Below are 17,075 nucleotides of genomic sequence, written 5' to 3' on the forward strand. Positions count from 1 at the left end.
GGACGCCCGGCACGGTCCTGCTCAGTCCGCGGCGATCCGGCCCAGCAGCAGCGGGCGGGCGCCCGCGACGCCGTCCGGCTCGACGACCACGCCGCCGGCGAGGGCGTCGTGCGCGCGCGCGAACCGCTCGGGGGTGTCGGTGTGCAGCGTGAGCAGCGGCTGCCCCGCACGCACCCGGTCACCCGGCTTGACGTGCATCTCGACGCCCGCGCCGGCCTGCACGGGGTCCTCCTTGCGTGCGCGACCGGCGCCGAGGCGCCACGCGGCGACGCCGACGGCGTACGCGTCGAGCGTCGTCAGCACGCCGTCGGACTCCGCGAGCACCTGCTCGCTCTCGCGCGCGACCGGCAGGGTCGCGTCCGGGTCGCCGCCCTGCGCCGCGATCATGGCCCGCCACCGGTCCATGGCCCGCCCGTCGGCCAGCGCCGCGGCCGGGTCGGCGTCGTGGACGCCCGCCGCGGCGAGCATCTCCTGCGCGAGGGCGACCGTGAGCTCGACGACGTCCGCGGGGCCGCCGCCGGCGAGCACCTCGACCGACTCGCGGACCTCGAGCGCGTTGCCCGCGGTCAGGCCGAGCGGCGTCGACATGTCGGTCAGCAGGGCGATGGTGGTGACGCCCGCGTCGGTGCCAAGCTCGACCATGGTGCGGGCCAGCTCGGTGGCCCGGTCGAGGTCCTTCATGAAGGCGCCCGAGCCGACCTTGACGTCGAGCACCAGCGAGCCCGTGCCCTCGGCGATCTTCTTGCTCATGATCGAGCTCGCGATGAGCGGGATCGCCTCGACGGTGCCGGTGACGTCGCGCAGCGAGTAGAGCTTGCGGTCCGCGGGGGCCAGCCCCGAGCCGGCGGCGCAGATGACGGCGCCGACGTCCTCGAGCTGGCGCATCATCTCGTCGTTGGTCAGCGCGGCGCGCCAGCCGGGGATCGACTCGAGCTTGTCGAGCGTGCCGCCGGTGTGGCCGAGGCCGCGGCCGGACAGCTGCGGCACGGCCACGCCGAACACGGCGACCAGGGGCGCGAGCGGCAGCGTGATCTTGTCGCCGACGCCGCCGGTGGAGTGCTTGTCCGACGTCGGGCGCGACAGGCCCGAGAAGTCCATGCGCTCCCCGGACGCGATCATCGCCGCCGTCCAGCGCGCGATCTCCTCGCGGTCCATGCCGTTGAGCAGGATCGCCATGGCCAGGGCGGACATCTGCTCGTCGGCCACCACGCCGCGCGTGTACGCGTCGAGCACCCAGTCGATCTGGGCGTCGGGCAGCCGGCGGCCGTCCCGCTTGGCGACGATGACGTCGACGGCGTCGAAGGGCTCGGTCACTGTGCTTCTCCTCGCTCGACGAGGTCCACCGGCCCGAAGGCGTCGGGCAGGACCTCGTGCATGGGGCGGATGCCCCGGACGGTCTCGACCAGCAGGTCCGGGCCGCCGTGCTCGAAGAGCAGCTGACGGCACCGGCCGCAGGGGGCGAGCACGTTGCCGTGCCCGTCCACGCACGTGAACGCCACGAGGCGCCCACCACCGGTCACGTGCAGCATCGACACGAGGCTGCACTCGGCGCAGAGCGTCACGCCGTACGACGCGTTCTCCACGTTGCACCCGACGACGACGCGGCCGTCGTCGACGAGCGCGGCGACACCCACGGGGAACCGGGAGTACGGGACGTAGGCCCGGGTCATGACGTCACGGGCGGCGGCCCGCAGGCCGTCCCAGTCGATCTCGACGGGACGGCCCGCGGCCGCACCGGGTGCGGGGGCGCTCACTTGACGTACGGGATGCCCTCGGCCGCGGGGGCGCGCACGCGACCCGCGAAGCCGGCGACAGCCAGGATCGTGACGACGTACGGCACCATCAGCAGGAACTGCGGCGGCACCTCGGACCCGAGCGTGCCCAGGACCGTGCGCAGGTTCTCGGCGAACCCGAACAGCAGGGCCGCGGCGACCGCACCCTTGGGGCTCCACCGGCCGAGGATCACGGCGGCCAGGGCGATGAAGCCCCGCCCACCCGTCATCTCCTTGCCGAAGGCCAGGCCGGACGCGACCGTGAAGAACGCGCCGCCCAGGCCCGCGATCGCGGAGGCGAGCACCGTGGTGCGCGTCCGCGTGCGGTTGACGTCGATGCCCACGGTGTCGGCGGCCTTGGGGTGCTCGCCGACCGCGCGCACCCGCAGGCCCCACCGGCTGCGGAACAGGTACACCTGCAGCGCGATGACGATGACGTACATGAGGTACACGAGCAGGGTCTGGCGGAACAGGATCGGCCCGAGCACGGGGATCTGCGAGAGCACCGGGATCGGCAGCACGGGCAGCTGGGTCCGCGAGTTCCAGGTTCCCGGGTCCTCGGCGAGCACGGTCGAGAACAGGAAGCTCGTCAGGCCGACGACCAGCACGTTGAGCACCACACCGACGATGACCTGGTTGACGTGGTACTTCACCGAGAAGAACACCAGCAGCATGCCGACGAGGGCACCCGCGACCGGCGCGGCGACGAGGCCGAGGTACGCCGAGGTGGTGACCGAGCCGATCACCGCGGCCAGGAAGGCGCCGGCGAGCAGCTGACCCTCGATCGCGATGTTGACGATGCCGACGCGCTCGGAGAGCACGCCGGCCAGCGCACCGAAGATCAGCGGCGTGGCCAGGAACAGGCTGCCCGTCGCGATCGAGGTGAGCGGGATGACCGACGCGTTGCCCGCACCGACGAACGTGAGGAACGCCAGCACCAGGGCGACGGCGAAGACGACCGGGAGCCACAGCCCGACGCGCTTCTCGGCGCGCGTGAGCCAGAACGACAGGGCGGCGAGGGCGACGGCCACGAGGACCAGCACCCAGACGACCGGGGCCGCGGCGAGCGCGAACTGCGGGATCTGGAAGAAGTCGTCCGCGGACGAGAGCCGGAACGTGGTGTCGCCGGCCGGGGTGCGCAGCGGCATCCACAGCAGGGCGAGCAGGGCGACGACGCCGTAGGCGATCGGTGCCTTGTAGCTGGTGCGCGCCTTGACCGCCGCGGCGGGGGCGAGGGTGGGAGCGGCGAGGCTCATGCTGCGGCCTCCACGGCGGAGCGGCGGCGCTGGCCCGGGGCGGGCAGCCGGAAGACGGCCCGCACGAGCGGCGGCGCGGCGATGAACAGGACGATGAGCGACTGCAGCACGAGCACGATGTCGATCGGCGTGCCCGTGCGGGTCTGCATGAGGCGCCCGCCGGCGGCGAACGCGCCGAACAGGAGGCCGGCGAGCACGGTGCCGAGCGGCTTGGACCGGCCGAGCAGCGCGACCGTGATCGCGTCGAACCCGATGCTGCCGGCGATGGCCGCGGTGAGGTTGCGCTCGGTGCCCAGCAGCTGCGTGGCGCCGGCCAGGCCGGTCAGCGCCCCGGAGACCACCATGACCAGCACGGTGGTCGTCGCGACGGAGATGCCCGCGGTGCGCGCGGCGTGCGGGTTGGACCCGACGGCGCGGAACCGGAAGCCGAGGGTCGACCGCTCCATCAGCCACCAGACCCCCGCGGCCGCGGCCAGCGCGAGCACGAAGCCCAGGTGCAGGCGGAACGGCTCGCCGAACAGGTTCGGCAGCATCGCGGTGTCGGCGACCGGCTTGGCGACCTGCGGCGTCGGCGAGGCGAAGACGCTCGTCGTGATCAGGTACAGCGTGGCGTAGACCGCGATGTAGTTGAGCATGATCGTGACGATCACCTCGTGCGCACCGGTGCGGGCCTTGAGCACGCCGGCGATCGCGGCCCAGACCGCACCGCCGACGGCACCGCCGACGAGGGCGAGGACCAGGTGCAGGCCGACCGGCAGGTTCCAGCTGAAGCCGATCCATGCCGCCAGGACCGCGCCGAGCGTGATCTGGCCCTGACCACCGATGTTGAACAGCCCGGCGCGGAAGCCGACGCCGACGCCCAGGCCGGCGAGGATCAGGGGCGCCGAGATGGTCAGCGTCTCGGTCAGCGGGCGGATCGCCCGCTCCGGGCTGCTGGCGTCCCAGTCGAAGACCGCGCCCTGGAAGAGGGCGACGTACGCGCTGGAGACGCTGGTCCAGATCGCTCCGAACGTGTCCAGGGGCCGGGCGAAGAAGTACGTGGCGGCCGCCTGCACGTCGGGGTCGGCGAACGCGATGAGCACCCCGCCGAAGAGGAGGGCCAGCACCAGGGCGGCGAGCGTCATGAGCCACGTCGAGGACAGCATGTCCTGCAGCACGGAGCTCTGCGACGGGGCCGCGCCCCGGCTCGTGCGGTCCTTCGGCTGCGCCGGCGGCATCGTGCCGGGGTCGCTCATCGCCCCTCCTCCTGGTGCCGGGCGTCCTGGGAGCGCGGCGGCGTGCCCGGGCGGGCCGTGCGCTGGTCGGCCTGGCCGAGCGTGGTGTGGTGGGTGGCGGCCTGCGCGGTCGCCTCCTCGAGCGGGACGCCGGCCATCATGAGGCCGAGCACGTCGCGGTCGGTGCTGCCGGGGACGACCCCGACGACGCGGCCGCGGTACATGACGGCGACCCGGTCGGCGAGCGCCGCGACCTCGTCGAGCTCGGTCGAGACGATGACGACGGCGGTGCCCTTGTCGCGCTCGGCGACGACGCGCTTGTGCACGAACTCGATCGAGCCGACGTCGAGGCCGCGGGTGGGCTGCGACGCGACGAGCAGGCGCAGCGGGCGGGACAGCTCGCGGGCGAGCACGACCTTCTGCTGGTTGCCGCCGGAGAGCTGGCCCAGGGTCGAGTCGACCGACGTGGCGCGCACGTCGAACTCGGCGACGCGCTGCTCGGCGTTGGCACGCAGGACCTTGCGGTCGATCGCGCCGCGCCGCGAGTAGGGCGCGGTGTCGACGAGGTCGAGGACCAGGTTCTCCTGGATGGTGAAGTCGGCGATGACGCCGTCGGTGCTGCGGTCCTCGGGCACGAAGCCCAGACCCGCGGCGAGCCGGTCGCGCACCGACAGCCCGTCGAGCGCCATGCCGTCGAGGGAGACGGAGCCGGACGTGGGCGTGACCAGCCCGAGCAGGGTCTCGGCGAGCTCGGTCTGCCCGTTGCCCTGCACACCGGCGACGGCCAGGATCTCGCCGGCGCGGACCTCGAGGTCGACGCGGTCGACCACGGCGGTGCCCGCGGCGTCGAGGACCGTGAGGTCGTCGACGCGCAGCACGACGCCGCCGGGGCGGGCGGGCGCCTTCTCGACCCCGAGCTCGACGGCCCGGCCGACCATGAGGGACGCGAGCTCGGTCTCGGACGCGGAGGGGTCGGCGGAGCCGACGACCTGACCGCGGCGGATGACCGTGATCTTGTCGGCGACCGCACGGACCTCGCGCAGCTTGTGCGTGATGAAGAGGATCGAGGTGCCCTGCGCGCGCAGCTGGCGCATGATCTCGATGAGCTCGTCGGTCTCCTGCGGCGTCAGCACCGCGGTCGGCTCGTCGAGGATGAGGACCTGGGCGTCGCGGGCGAGCGCCTTGATGATCTCGACGCGCTGCTGGACCCCGACGGGCAGGTCCTCGACGGTGGCGTCGGGGTCGACCTCGAACCCGAACCGCTGCGCGACCTCGCGCACGGCGCTGCGGGCGCGGGCGACGTCGATGAGCCCGCCGGCCGCCGTGGGCTCGTGCCCCAGCGCGACGTTCTCGGCGACGGTGAACACGGGCACGAGCATGAAGTGCTGGTGCACCATGCCGATGCCGGCGGCCATGGCCTGCCCGGGGCCGTCGAACTCGACGGGACGGCCGTCCAGGAGGATCTGCCCCTCGTCGGGCGTGTAGAGCCCGTAGAGCGTGTTCATGAGCGTGCTCTTGCCGGCGCCGTTCTCGCCCAGCAACGCATGGATCTGTCCGGGCTCGACGACGAGGTCGATCGAGTCGTTCGCGGTGAACGAGCCGAACCTCTTCGTGATGCCGCGCAGCTCGAGCCTCATCCGACCTGCTTCCTGTCTTCGTTCGTCGTGTGCCCGGCGCCCCCGTCGGACGCGCACCGCGCGTCCGCCGCGAGCGAACCGTACCCTGCCCCGGACGTCCCGGGCGTGGGCCTCCTCGTGGGCCCCTGCCCCCGTCCCGACCACCCGTGGGGGGCGGCCTGCGGAGGCTGCGTGACGGGCCCGTCACGGACGACGGCCCGGGCGATGCACGCCCGGGCCGTCGTCGTCAGGCTGGTGTCACGGGGAGTTCGGCGACTCGATGACGAGCTCGCCGGCCGCGATCTGGGCGTACAGCTCCTCGACGCGCTCGCTGACCTCGGCCGGGACCTCGGTCTCGAAGTCGTGGAACGGGGCGATGCCGACGCCGCCGTTCTCGATCGTGCCGACGTACGGCTCGTTGGTGAACTCACCGGCGGACGCCTCGCGGACGACCTCGAACACGGCGTCGCCGATCTGCTTCATCACCGAGGTGAGCATGAGCGAGCCGTACTCGGTCGTGTTGTAGCCGTCGTTGTCGACCCAGATGAGCTTGGTGCCCTCGACGCCGGAGGCGGCGGCGGCCGCACCCAGGCCCACGGGACCGGCGACGGGCATGATGACGTCCGCGCCCTGGTCGATGAAGCCCTGGGCGGTGTTCTGCCCGTTGGCCTGGGTCTCGAAGTCACCGGTGAAGGAGCCGTCCTGGGCCTCCTTGTCCCAGCCGAGCACGCGGACGTTCTCGCCCGACTCCTCGTTCCAGGCGGCGACGCCGTCGACGAAGCCGTCCATGAAGATCTGGACCGACGGGATCGGCAGACCGCCGAAGGTGCCGACGACGTCGGACTCCGACATGGCGGCGCCGACGTAGCCCGCGAGGTAGGAGGCCTCGGCCGTGTTGAAGAGGATCGGCTTGGCGTTGTCCAGCTCGATCGTGTTGAACTCGTCGTCCGAGAACGTCGAGTCGATCAGCGCGAACTCGATGTCGGGGTTCGCCGTCGCGCCGTCCTCGATCGCCTGCTCGAGCAGGAAGCCGACGCCGATGATCAGCGTGCAGCCGTCCTGGACGAGGTTGTCGATGTTGGGGCCGTAGTCGGAGTCGCCGGAGGACTCGAGCGCGTTGATCTGGATGCCCAGCTCCTCGCCCGCGCGCACCAGGCCCTCGTACCCGGACTGGTTGAACGACTGGTCGTCGTACCCGCCCTGGTCGGAGACCATGCACGCCTTGAAGTCCGAGGCGGTGTCGCCGCCAGCGGTCTCCTCGGCCTCGTCGGGGGCACTGCCGCACGCGGCCAGGGCGAGCGCCACGGCCCCGCCGAGGGCCGCAGCCCGCATCACATTCTTCACGCCGGTTTCTCCACTTCTCGTCGTCGCGCCGGTCGGTCGGTCCGCGGTTCACGGGGTGCGCCGTTGCACCCCAGGCCTACGTGACCGTCCGGCATGAGCACTGCGGAGACTAGGCACCGTCAGGTCACAGGCGGGTTACCAGAGGGTCTCCGGCCTGGTTCCGTGACCAATCCGCAATCTGGTCCCGCCTGCTGGATGGCTTGTCCGGATGTCGGGACGGCGTGTCCGCCGTCACGCGTGCCGCAGGTCCGCGGGGTCGAGCGGTGCGCGGCCCGCGATCTGGGCCACCCGGGCGAGCAGCAGCGCCCCCGCCTCCACCGCCCGCTCGTCGACCTGGAGGTCGCCCTGGTGGATGTCGAAGGTGCGCCCGCCCGGCGTGCGCGTGCCGAGCCGCGCCATCGCACCCGGCACCCGCTGCAGGTACCAGGCGAAGTCCTCGCCGCCGAGCGACTGCTCGGTCAGCCGCACCGACTCCGGCCCCAGCACGTCGTGCGCGGCGCGCTCCAGCAGGCCCGTCGCCCCCGCCGTGTTCTGCACCGGCGGGACGCCGCGGGCGTGCTTCACCTCGGCCTCGACGCCCAGCGGCCGCACGACGTCCAGGACCGCCTGCTCGAACACCTGCGACGCGCGCTCCCACGCCCGCTCGTCCAGGCAGCGCAGCGTGCCCATCACGGAGCCGGTCGACGGGATCGCGTTGTGCGCCTTGCCCGCGTGCACCGCGCCCCACGTGAGGTTGACGCCGCTGCGCGGGTCGAGACGCCGCCCGAGGACCGCGGGCACCTGCGTGATCACCTGACCGAGCGCGAACACCACGTCCCCGGTCAGGTGCGGGCGCGACGTGTGCCCGCCGTCGCCGGAGAGCGTCACGTGGACCTCGTCCGACGCCGACGTGATCGGGCCGATCCGGGTGCCGAGCAGTCCCACGTCGAGCTTGGGGTCGCAGTGCACCGCGAAGATCTGGCCGATGCCGTCCATCCCGCCGGCCGCGATGACGTCGATCGAGCCGCCCGGCTGCACCTCCTCGGCCGGCTGCAGCACCAGCCGCACGCCGGCGTCGAGCCGCCCGCGGCGGTGCAGCTCGGCCAGCGCGAGGCCGGCGCCGAGCACGGCGGTGGTGTGCACGTCGTGGCCGCAGGCGTGCGCCACGCCCCGCGAGCGCGACGCCCAGGGCAGCCGGCACGAGTCGGGCACCGGCAGGGCGTCGAGGTCGGCCCGCAGCGCGACCCGGCGCACGCCGTTCGCCCCGACCGCGGGGCCGATGTCGCACCACAGGCCGGAGGTCGGCAGCACGTGCGGCTCGAGGCCCGCCGCGCGCAGCCGGTCGGCGACCACGCGGGTGGTGCGCTCCTCGGTGCGCGCGAGCTCCGGGTGCGCGTGCAGGTCGCGGCGGATCTCGACGAGCTCGGCGCGCAGCCCGGCCACGACCTGCGCGAGCTCGACGGCCTCGTCCCCGGTGGGCACCGCCCCGAGGGAGCTCAGGGCAGGCACGTCCGCGGCCGCCGGTGCTGCTGCCGCGCCACCTCCGTGGTGGTCGTCGGCGGGGCCAGGGGTCACGGCGGGCAGGTCGGGCACCGTTCGAGGGTAGCCCCGCGCCGCGCGTCAGAGCAGGTCGTCCCGGCCCCTGGCCCGCCAGCCGTCGACGGCGGCCTTCACCTGCTGCGCGTGCGCGCGGCTCGTGACGAGCACCCCGTGGGGGGTGTCGACCACCACCGCGTCGGGCAGCCCGACGACGCTCACCGGCCGGCCGCCGGTGACGACGAGCGCGCCGTCGGCGTCGACGCGCAGGACGTCGGCGTCGTCCCCGAGCGTCGTCGCGCGCCCGTCGGCCGCGAGCAGCCCGGCGAGCGAGGCGAAGTCGCCGACGTCGTCCCAGCCGAACGAGCCGGGCACGACGGCCACGCCGCCGGCGGCCGCGACCGGCTCGGCGATCGCGTGGTCGATCGCGATCTTGGTCAGGCCGGGCCAGGTGTCGGCGAGGCGGGCGTCGCGGTCGGGGCCGTCCCACGCGGCGGCGATCGTGCGCAGGCCGTCGTGCAGGGCGGGCATCCGGGCCGCGAGGTGGTCGAGCAGGACCTGCGCGCGGACCACGAACATGCCGGCGTTCCAGCTGTAGGCGCCGGTCGCGAGGTACTCCGCGGCGGTCTGCGCGTCGGGCTTCTCGGTGAAGCCGAGCACGTGCCGGGCCGACGGCGCGCCGTCGACGCCCAGGTCGTCGCCCGCGCGCACGTAGCCGAACGCGGTCGACGGCTCGGTCGCGGCGATCCCGACCGTGACGACGTAGCCCTCGCGGGCGGCGGCGACGGCCTCGCGGACGGTCTGCTCGAACAGGTCGGACCCGGTGACGACGTGGTCGGCGGCGAACGAGCCGAGGACCACGTCGGGCCCGTGCCGCTCCAGCAGGACGGCGGCGGCGAGGCCGATGGCGGCCATGGAGTCGCGCGGGCTGGGCTCGGCGAGCACCTGCGCGGCGCCGAGCTCGGGCAGCTGCTCGGCCACGGCGGCGGCGTGCCGGGTGCCTGTGACCACGAGCACCCGCTCGTGCCCCGTCAGGGGGGCGAGACGGTCGACGGTGGCCTGGAGCATCGTCCGCCCGGTGCCCGTGAGGTCGAGCAGGAACTTCGGCCGCCCGGCCCGCGAGAGCGGCCACAGCCGGGTGCCGGCTCCGCCGGCGGGGACGACGGCGTGGAAGTCGGCGAGGGCGCCGTCGGCGGCGGGGGTCGCAGGCATGGCGACACCGTAGCGGCGGCCGCGCGCCCGGGGCTCGCCCGGGGCCGCGACCGGCGGCACCCGCTGTGGCCTTCGTCACATACCGACCCGGCCGCACCCCGGTCGGCGGCCCGCGCGGGCCAGGCGCCGCGACGTGTCACTACAGTGAGGGTCACCCAGGACATCGCCGTCCACACACTCGCCACAGGAGGCCCCCCACCGTGTCCTCAGCGCCCACCGCGCCAGCGCGGCCGGCCGGAACGCTCTACCGCGGGCGCGAAGGCATGTGGTCGTGGGTCGCGCACCGCGTCACCGGCTTCGCGATCTTCTTCTTCCTGCTCGTGCACGTGCTCGACACGTCGCTCGTGCGCGTCTCCCCGGAGGCGTACAACGCCGTCATCGGCACCTACAAGAACCCGGTCATGGGCATCGGCGAGGCGGGCCTCGTCGCCGCCGTCGTGTTCCACGCGTTCAACGGGATCCGCATCATCCTGGTCGACTTCTGGGCCAAGGGTCCGCGCTACCAGCGGGTCATGCTCTGGGTCGTCCTCGGCCTGCTCGTCGTGACCATGGCCGGCTTCCTCCCCCGCCACCTCATGCACGTGTTCGGAGGCGAGTGATGAGCACGATCGCCGACCCCAAGGCCCCGCGTCCCTCGCGGCCCGGCCCCACCCGCCGCACCACGAGCGGCAACACCGAGCTGTACGGCTGGGTGTTCATGCGCGCCTCGGGCGTCATCCTCGTCGTGCTGATCTTCGGGCACCTGTTCGTCAACCTCATGCTGGGCGAGGGCATCTCGGCCATCGACTTCGGCTTCGTCGCCGGCAAGTGGGCCTCGCCGTTCTGGCAGATCTGGGACCTGCTCATGCTGTGGCTCGCGATGATCCACGGCACCAACGGGGTCCGCACGATCATCAACGACTACGCCGAGAAGGACAGCACGCGCCTGGTGCTCACCGGCGCGCTCTTCTTCGCCTCGATGGTGGTCATCGTGCTCGGGACCCTCGTGATCTTCACGTTCGACCCGTGCCCCCCGAACAGCCCGGCCGACCTGCTGCCGTCGTTCTGCACCGCGTGAGCGCGCACGCCCCGAGCCCCGCGCTGCGTCCCTGACGCGCCCCACCCCCCGAAGGAAGGCATCGCCCCCGATGCAGACCCACCAGTACGACGTCGTCATCGTCGGCGCGGGCGGCGCCGGCATGCGCGCCGCCCTCGAGTCCTCGACGCGCGTCCGCACCGCCGTCATCTCCAAGCTCTACCCCACGCGCTCCCACACAGGCGCGGCGCAGGGCGGCATGTGCGCCGCCCTCGCCAACGTCGAGGAGGACAACTGGGAGTGGCACACCTTCGACACGGTCAAGGGCGGCGACTACCTCGTCGACCAGGACGCCGCCGAGGTGATGGCCAAGGAGGCCATCGAGGCCGTCCTCGATCTGGAGAAGATGGGCCTGCCGTTCAACCGCACGCCCGAGGGCCGGATCGACCAGCGCCGGTTCGGCGGCCACACGCGCAACCACGGCGAGGCCGCCGTGCGCCGCTCGTGCTACGCCGCGGACCGCACCGGGCACATGATCCTGCAGACCCTGTACCAGCAGTGCGTGAAGAACGACGTCGAGTTCTTCAACGAGTTCTACGTCCTCGACCTGCTCGTCGACCACGACCTGGCCGCCGCCGACGTCCCCGAGGGCGAGGCCGTCAACGTCTCCGGCGTCGTCGCGTACGAGCTCGCCACCGGCGAGATCCACGTGTTCCAGGCCAAGTCGGTGGTGCTCGCCACCGGCGGCGCGGGCAAGATCTACAAGACGACGTCGAACGCGCACACCCTCACCGGCGACGGCATGGCGCTGGCGTACCGGCGCGGCATCCCGCTCGAGGACATGGAGTTCTTCCAGTTCCACCCGACCGGCCTCGCGGGCCTGGGCATCCTGCTCTCGGAGGCCGCGCGCGGCGAGGGCGGGATCCTGCGCAACGGCGACGGCGAGCGCTTCATGGAGCGGTACGCCCCCACCATCAAGGACCTCGCACCGCGCGACATCGTCGCCCGGTCGATGGCCAACGAGGTCCGCGAGGGCCGCGGCGCCGGCCCGAACAAGGACTACGTCCTGCTCGACCTCACCCACCTGGAGCCGGCGCACATCGACGCCAAGCTCCCGGACATCACCGAGTTCGCGCGGACGTACCTCGGCATCGAGCCGTACACCGAGCCCGTGCCCGTGTACCCCACGGCGCACTACGCGATGGGCGGCATCCCGACGAACATCGAGGGCGAGGTCCTGCGCAACTCGACCGACGTCATCCGCGGCCTGTACGCCGCCGGCGAGGTCGCCTGCGTCTCGGTGCACGGCTCCAACCGCCTGGGCACCAACTCGCTGCTCGACATCAACGTCTTCGGCAAGCGCTCCGGGCGGGCCGCGGCGGCCTACGCGGCCACCGCGTCGTTCGTGGACCTGCCCGAGCAGCCGGCGGCGGACGTCGTGGCCGGGCTCGAGGAGATCCGCACCCGCGCCGACGGCGAGCGGGTGGCGGACATCCGCCGCGAGCTGCAGGAGACCATGGACGCCAACGCCCAGGTCTTCCGCACCGAGCAGACCCTGCAGACCTCGCTCGACGCGATCCGGGCGCTGCAGAAGCGGTTCCGGGCGGTGAGCGTGCAGGACAAGTCCCGCACGTTCAACACCGACCTGCTCGAGGCCGTCGAGCTGGGCTTCCTGCTCGACATCGCCGAGACCGTCGTCGTCGGGGCGCTCAACCGGCGCGAGTCGCGCGGCGGGCACTTCCGCGAGGACTTCCCCGACCGCGACGACGCGCAGTTCATGCACCACACGATGGCCTACCGCCGCCCGCAGTCCTCCACGGCGGCCGCGGAGCCCGGCAGCGCGTTCTCCCACGTCGAGGAGTTCGACGGCTACCGGCTCGTCCTGGGCTCCAAGCCCGTGACCGTGACCCGCTACCAGCCGATGGAGCGCAAGTACTGATGACCACCACCGTCGACGCACCCGAGGCGAAGGTCGGCGCCGTGCCGTCCTTCCAGGTCACGCTCAAGGTCCGCCGGTTCCTGCCGGCGGACGAGGACCTGCCGACGTTCGGCGAGGCCTTCACGGCCGAGCCCCGGTGGGACGAGTTCACGGTCACCGTGCACGGCACGGACCGCGTCCTCGACGCCCTGCACAAGATCAAGTGGGACCAGGACGGCTCGCTGACGTTCCGTCGCTCCTGCGCGCACGGGATCTGCGGGTCGGACGCCATGCGCATCAACGGGCGCAACCGCCTGGCCTGCAAGACCCTGCTCAAGGACCTCGACCCGTCCAAGCCCATCACCGTCGAGCCCATCAAGGGCCTGCCGGTGATCAAGGACCTCGTGGTCGACATGGAGCCGTTCTTCGCGTCGTACCGCGAGATCATGCCGTTCCTCATCACCACGGGCACCGAGCCGACGAAGGAGCGCCTGCAGTCGGCGGCCCAGCGCGAGCGGTTCGACGACACGACCAAGTGCATCCTGTGCGCCGCGTGCACGTCGTCCTGCCCTGTGTTCTGGACGGACGGGCAGTACTTCGGCCCGGCCGCGATCGTCAACGCGCACCGGTTCATCTTCGACAGCCGGGACGAGGGCGGTGCGCAGCGCCTGGAGATCCTCAACGACAAGGAGGGCGTGTGGCGGTGCCGCACGACCTTCAACTGCACCGAGGCCTGCCCGCGCGGCATCGAGGTCACCAAGGCGATCCAGGAGGTCAAGCGCGCGATGATCACCCGCGCGTTCTGACCTGCACGGCTGCGGCGGCGTCCCGGGCTCCGGCCCGCGGCGCCGCCGTCGTCGTCCCCGACCCGGGTGCCCGTCGCGTCCCGGCCGCGGCCGTCCCGCCGGGACGCGGTGCGTCAGGCGGCGGCGTCGTCCTGCGGGTCGACGTACGGCGGGTCGGCCGTCCACGCGGCGGCGAGCAGCACGACGCGGGCGATGAGGTTGATCCACAGCAGCAGCACCACGATCGCGGCGAACGAGCCGAGCACCGGGTTGCCCTCGACCGACCCGGACACCGCCGACGTCCCCAGCAGCCGGACCGCACCCAGCCCCGCGCCGGCGAGGCACGCCCCGACCAGCAGGTCACGGCGCGGCGGGTCCTGGCCGGCCAGGACCCGCACCACGAGCACGAACACCGCGGCGTCCACCACGAAGGCGACCAGCACGCCCACGCCCTGCAGCACCACCGTCGACGCCGCCGACCAGCCCGCGGCGTCGAGCAGCCAGCCCGTCGCGGCGGTCGCGACGATGCCGAGCACGGCCGAGAGCAGCACCGCCACGCCGAGCCCGACGAAGCCGGCCAGCTCGCGGGCCTTGCCCACCACCGCGCTGCCGACGACCGGGGCGTCGAACATCGCGCGGACCGCCCGCCGCAGCGCCGACACGGCCGAGGTCGCGCTGACGAGCAGGACCACCGCCGCGACGACCCCGGCGACGCTGAGACCCGTCGACATCACGAGCGCGTCCGGCGAGACCAGGCCCTTCTCCTCCGACGTCGTCAGCAGCCCGGGCAGGGCGTCGGCGACCGTGTCGAGGACGGTCGCGCGCAGCTCGGCGTTGCCGCCGAGGACCGCCATGAACACCGTCCAGCCGATGGTCAGGGCCGCGAAGACGGAGAACAGGCTCGCGTACGCGATGCCCCCGGTGAGCACGGGCCCGCCGCCCTGGCCGAACCGGGCCAGGGCCCGTGCCGCCCGCGTGCGCTGCCAGCGGTCCAGCAGCGCCTTCGCCCGTTCGACCGGCGTCCGCGACGGCTCGTCCGTGTCCGGGTCGGGCGCCGCGGCCGCCGCCCGGGTGTGCGCGCGCCCCGCGCCCGCGGGCGGGGCGGCGACGGACGGGCCGAGGTCGGGCGTGCGGGTCATGCGCCCGAATCTAGGTGCGGGTCAGCGGGGCGGCATCCCGGGCGCGACGGCCCCGGCGTCCACCGCGGCCGCCCCGCGCGGCATGCCCGGCACCGCGTCCTCGGGCGGCGCGTCGGGGCAGACCACCGGCTCCCCCGTGCCGAGCAGGAACGTCCGGACGGGCTGCCAGGCCGTCCCGTCGTGCACGAAACGGAAGAGCCGGTCCACCTCGATGCGGACGTCGACGTCGCCGGCCGCAGCCTGCGCGGCGTCGAGGGCCTCGTCGTCGACGCCGTGGGCGACGGTGACGTGGGGGTGGAACGGGAAGCGCGCCGGCACGTCGAGCGGCCCGGTGCGCAGGTCCGCCTCGAGCGCGGCGCACGCGTCCGCGCCGTCGGCCAGCGCGACGAAGACCACCGGCGACACCGGCCGGAACGTGCCGGTGCCGCGCAGGTGCACGGCGAAGGGACGGTGCGTGCCCGCGACCCGGGACAGGTGCGCGTCGACCGCCCCGACGTCCGGCACGCACGTCGGCCCGACGAGCGTCACGTGCGGCGGGATGTCGGCCTCCGGGTCGCCGGCCGCCGCACGCACGGCCCGCAGCCGGGACGCCAGCGGCTCGGGCACGGCGACGACGACGCCGACGAGCGCCTCGCCGGCACCGCACCCGGGCAGCATCACGACCGGGGACGCCGCGGCAGGAGCCCGGACCGGTCGTAGAGGCGCTCGAGCGTGGGCACGGCGAGCGCCCGGGCCCGCTCGGCCCCCTCGGCGAGGACGTCGTCGAGGGCCGTCGGGTCGGCCAGGTAGTGGTGCACGCGCTCCTGGAAGGGCGTGAGGAAGCCCACCACGACCTCGGCGAGGTCCTTCTTCAGGTCGCCGTAGCCCTTGCCCGCGTAGTCCGCCTCCAGGGCCGCGACCGGGCGGTCGGTCAGCGCCGAGAAGATCGTCAGCAGGTTCGACACGCCCGGCTTGGCGACCGGGTCGTAGCGGATCTCGCGCTCGGCGTCGGTGACCGCGGAGCGGATCCGCTTGGCCACGACCTTGGGGTCGTCGAGGAGCTCGATGAGGCCGTTCGGGCTCTCGGCGGACTTGCTCATCTTCGCCGTCGGGTCCTGCAGGTCGAAGATCTTGGCGGTCGCCTTGACGATGTGCGCCTCGGGGACGACGGCGGTGCCGGGGCCGAACCGGGCGTTCATGCGCTGCGCCAGGTCGCGGGTGAGCTCGAGGTGCTGGCGCTGGTCCTCGCCGACGGGGACGAGGGTCGTGTCGTACAGCAGGATGTCCGCGGCCATGAGCACCGGGTACGTGAACAGGCCGACCGTCGTGCCGTCGGTGCCCTGCTTGGCGGACTTGTCCTTGAACTGCGTCATCCGCGACGCCTCGCCGAAGCCCGTGTGGCACGACAGCAGCCACGCGAGCTCGGCGTGCTCGGGCACGTGGGACTGCACGAACAGGATCGAGCGGGCCGGGTCGACGCCCGCGGCCAGGTACTGCGCGGCCGTGCGGCGGGTGCGCTCGCGCAGCACGGCCGGGTCGGGGCCCACCGTGAGGGCGTGCAGGTCGACCACGCAGTAGATCGCGTCGTGGACCTCCTGCAGCGCGACCCACTGCGTGAGGGCCCCCAGGTAGTTGCCGAGCTGCAGCGAGTCCGACGTCGGCTGCATGCCCGAGAAGATGCGTCCCCGGCCCGGCGTCGTGGCGGACGGCTGCGCGGCGGGCAGCTCCTGGGTCATGCGGGCCTCCTCGTGCGGACCGGTCCGGTCCGGTGCGGTGCGCGGGTGTGCGCGGGTCGTGGTCGGGGTGACGCGGCGGGACGACGGTGCGCGGGCACCGGCGGAGTCCCCTCGCCGGTACGGTCAGGTCGCCTCGTCGTCGTACGGCGCCGGGCCGTCGTCGCGCACGGCGGCACGGGCTCCGGCGGCCGTGGCGCCCGCGGCACCTGCCGCGGCGGCCGCGCGCCCGGGGCGCGGGACCGACGGGCGCGACCGGGCGGGTGCGGGGTCGTCGAGCAGCGCGTCGCGCACGATGCGGCGGGGGTCGTAGCGGCGGGGGTCGAGGGCCGCCCAGTCGACGTCGGCAGCCGTGTCGCCGAGCTCGTCGTCGATCCGGGCGCGGGCGTCTCGGGCGACGTCGCGCAGGCGGCGCACCCAGCCGGCCAGCTGCTCGGCGTACGTCGGCAGCCGCTCGGGCCCGATGACCAGCGCGGCGACGAGGAGCAGCACGAGCAGCTCGCCACCGTTGATCCCCAGCACGCGCCAAGGTTACCCCCGGCGGCACCCGCCCGAACCGGTGCCCGTCGGCGGCTCG

16 protein-coding genes are annotated in these 17,075 nt (G+C 73.6%); 4 read left to right on the forward strand and 12 right to left on the reverse strand.

The genetic code is table 11. The features are described 5' to 3' along the window. Nucleotides 1-21: 21 nt before the first annotated feature. From FBY24_RS01780 to FBY24_RS01815, 8 genes are all read right to left on the reverse strand, one after another. Nucleotides 22-1,314 carry a thymidine phosphorylase gene (locus FBY24_RS01780; RefSeq protein ID WP_142157549.1) on the reverse strand — a complete coding sequence of 431 codons (1,293 nt, stop codon included), beginning with the start codon at nucleotides 1,312-1,314 and terminating at the stop codon, nucleotides 22-24. After that, on the reverse strand, nucleotides 1,311-1,754 hold the full coding sequence (locus FBY24_RS01785) for a cytidine deaminase (protein ID WP_142157551.1): 444 nt from the start codon (nucleotides 1,752-1,754) through the stop codon (nucleotides 1,311-1,313). The genes FBY24_RS01780 and FBY24_RS01785 overlap by 4 nt, the downstream gene beginning before the upstream one ends. Next, nucleotides 1,751-3,028 (reverse strand): ABC transporter permease, encoded by a 1,278-nt coding sequence (locus FBY24_RS01790; RefSeq protein WP_142157553.1) that lies wholly within the window; start codon nucleotides 3,026-3,028, stop codon nucleotides 1,751-1,753. The genes FBY24_RS01785 and FBY24_RS01790 overlap by 4 nt, the downstream gene beginning before the upstream one ends. Continuing rightward, nucleotides 3,025-4,263: an ABC transporter permease gene (locus FBY24_RS01795; RefSeq protein WP_142157555.1), complete on the reverse strand. Its 1,239-nt coding sequence runs from the start codon at nucleotides 4,261-4,263 to the stop codon at nucleotides 3,025-3,027. Before FBY24_RS01795 ends, FBY24_RS01790 begins: the two co-directional genes overlap by 4 nt. Continuing rightward, complete coding sequence (locus FBY24_RS01800) at nucleotides 4,260-5,879, reverse strand: ABC transporter ATP-binding protein (protein ID WP_142157557.1); 1,620 nt, start codon at nucleotides 5,877-5,879, stop codon at nucleotides 4,260-4,262. Before FBY24_RS01800 ends, FBY24_RS01795 begins: the two co-directional genes overlap by 4 nt. Before the next feature lie 237 nt (nucleotides 5,880-6,116). Further along, the gene (locus tag FBY24_RS01805) at nucleotides 6,117-7,202 is read right to left on the reverse strand and encodes a BMP family protein (protein ID WP_160158402.1); all 1,086 of its coding nucleotides are present in this window, start codon (nucleotides 7,200-7,202) and stop codon (nucleotides 6,117-6,119) included. A gap of 231 nt (nucleotides 7,203-7,433) precedes the next feature. Next, nucleotides 7,434-8,690, reverse strand: coding sequence for an amidohydrolase (locus FBY24_RS01810; protein WP_142163044.1), 1,257 nt, complete (start codon nucleotides 8,688-8,690; stop codon nucleotides 7,434-7,436). A 111-nt stretch (nucleotides 8,691-8,801) separates the two neighbouring features. Next, entirely contained in the window at nucleotides 8,802-9,929 is a 1,128-nt protein-coding gene (locus FBY24_RS01815; protein WP_142157559.1) for a mannose-1-phosphate guanylyltransferase, read from the reverse strand. A gap of 200 nt (nucleotides 9,930-10,129) precedes the next feature. On the opposite strand from FBY24_RS01815, the gene sdhC reads away from it, so the two are divergent. From sdhC to FBY24_RS01835, 4 genes are all read left to right on the forward strand, one after another. Further along, nucleotides 10,130-10,528 (forward strand): succinate dehydrogenase, cytochrome b556 subunit, encoded by a 399-nt coding sequence (sdhC, locus tag FBY24_RS01820; protein ID WP_142157562.1) that lies wholly within the window; start codon nucleotides 10,130-10,132, stop codon nucleotides 10,526-10,528. Then, nucleotides 10,528-10,986 carry a succinate dehydrogenase, hydrophobic membrane anchor protein gene (sdhD, locus tag FBY24_RS01825; RefSeq protein WP_142157564.1) on the forward strand — a complete coding sequence of 153 codons (459 nt, stop codon included), beginning with the start codon at nucleotides 10,528-10,530 and terminating at the stop codon, nucleotides 10,984-10,986. Before sdhC ends, sdhD begins: the two co-directional genes overlap by 1 nt. Nucleotides 10,987-11,056: 70 nt before the next feature. Beyond that, nucleotides 11,057-12,883 (forward strand): succinate dehydrogenase flavoprotein subunit, encoded by a 1,827-nt coding sequence (sdhA, locus tag FBY24_RS01830; RefSeq protein WP_142157566.1) that lies wholly within the window; start codon nucleotides 11,057-11,059, stop codon nucleotides 12,881-12,883. After that, nucleotides 12,883-13,668, forward strand: coding sequence for a succinate dehydrogenase iron-sulfur subunit (locus FBY24_RS01835; protein WP_140459878.1), 786 nt, complete (start codon nucleotides 12,883-12,885; stop codon nucleotides 13,666-13,668). Before sdhA ends, FBY24_RS01835 begins: the two co-directional genes overlap by 1 nt. A gap of 113 nt (nucleotides 13,669-13,781) precedes the next feature. On the opposite strand, the gene FBY24_RS01840 is transcribed toward FBY24_RS01835, so the two are convergent. The 4 genes from FBY24_RS01840 to FBY24_RS01855 form a co-directional block, all read right to left on the reverse strand. After that, a complete protein-coding gene (locus FBY24_RS01840) occupies nucleotides 13,782-14,786 on the reverse strand; it encodes a YihY/virulence factor BrkB family protein (protein WP_142157568.1) in 1,005 nt (334 codons plus the stop codon). Between the two features lie 21 nt (nucleotides 14,787-14,807). Then, nucleotides 14,808-15,443, reverse strand: a complete 636-nt coding sequence (locus FBY24_RS01845; protein WP_142163046.1) for a 2'-5' RNA ligase family protein — start codon at nucleotides 15,441-15,443, stop codon at nucleotides 14,808-14,810. Beyond that, on the reverse strand, nucleotides 15,443-16,501 hold the full coding sequence (gene trpS, locus FBY24_RS01850; RefSeq protein WP_142157570.1) for a tryptophan--tRNA ligase: 1,059 nt from the start codon (nucleotides 16,499-16,501) through the stop codon (nucleotides 15,443-15,445). Before trpS ends, FBY24_RS01845 begins: the two co-directional genes overlap by 1 nt. A gap of 123 nt (nucleotides 16,502-16,624) precedes the next feature. After that, nucleotides 16,625-17,020 (reverse strand): Sec-independent protein translocase TatB, encoded by a 396-nt coding sequence (locus FBY24_RS01855; protein WP_142157572.1) that lies wholly within the window; start codon nucleotides 17,018-17,020, stop codon nucleotides 16,625-16,627. Nucleotides 17,021-17,075: the final 55 nt, after the last annotated feature.

Source organism: Cellulomonas sp. SLBN-39 (assembly GCF_006715865.1).
GTDB lineage: Bacteria > Actinomycetota > Actinomycetes > Actinomycetales > Cellulomonadaceae > Cellulomonas.

Excerpts from the sequence above, each read along its gene's own strand:
- FBY24_RS01790 (WP_142157553.1), bottom strand. The coding sequence starts at position 3,028 with ATGAGCCTCGCCGCTCCCACCCTCGCCCCCGCCGCGGCGGTCAAGGCG.
- FBY24_RS01795 (WP_142157555.1), bottom strand. The coding sequence starts at position 4,263 with ATGAGCGACCCCGGCACGATGCCGCCGGCGCAGCCGAAGGACCGCACG.
- FBY24_RS01800 (WP_142157557.1), bottom strand. The coding sequence starts at position 5,879 with ATGAGGCTCGAGCTGCGCGGCATCACGAAGAGGTTCGGCTCGTTCACC.
- FBY24_RS01815 (WP_142157559.1), bottom strand. The coding sequence starts at position 9,929 with ATGCCTGCGACCCCCGCCGCCGACGGCGCCCTCGCCGACTTCCACGCC.
- sdhD (WP_142157564.1), top strand. The coding sequence starts at position 10,528 with ATGAGCACGATCGCCGACCCCAAGGCCCCGCGTCCCTCGCGGCCCGGC.
- sdhA (WP_142157566.1), top strand. The coding sequence starts at position 11,057 with ATGCAGACCCACCAGTACGACGTCGTCATCGTCGGCGCGGGCGGCGCC.
- FBY24_RS01835 (WP_140459878.1), top strand. The coding sequence starts at position 12,883 with ATGACCACCACCGTCGACGCACCCGAGGCGAAGGTCGGCGCCGTGCCG.
- FBY24_RS01840 (WP_142157568.1), bottom strand. The coding sequence starts at position 14,786 with ATGACCCGCACGCCCGACCTCGGCCCGTCCGTCGCCGCCCCGCCCGCG.
- FBY24_RS01845 (WP_142163046.1), bottom strand. The coding sequence starts at position 15,443 with ATGCTGCCCGGGTGCGGTGCCGGCGAGGCGCTCGTCGGCGTCGTCGTC.
- trpS (WP_142157570.1), bottom strand. The coding sequence starts at position 16,501 with ATGACCCAGGAGCTGCCCGCCGCGCAGCCGTCCGCCACGACGCCGGGC.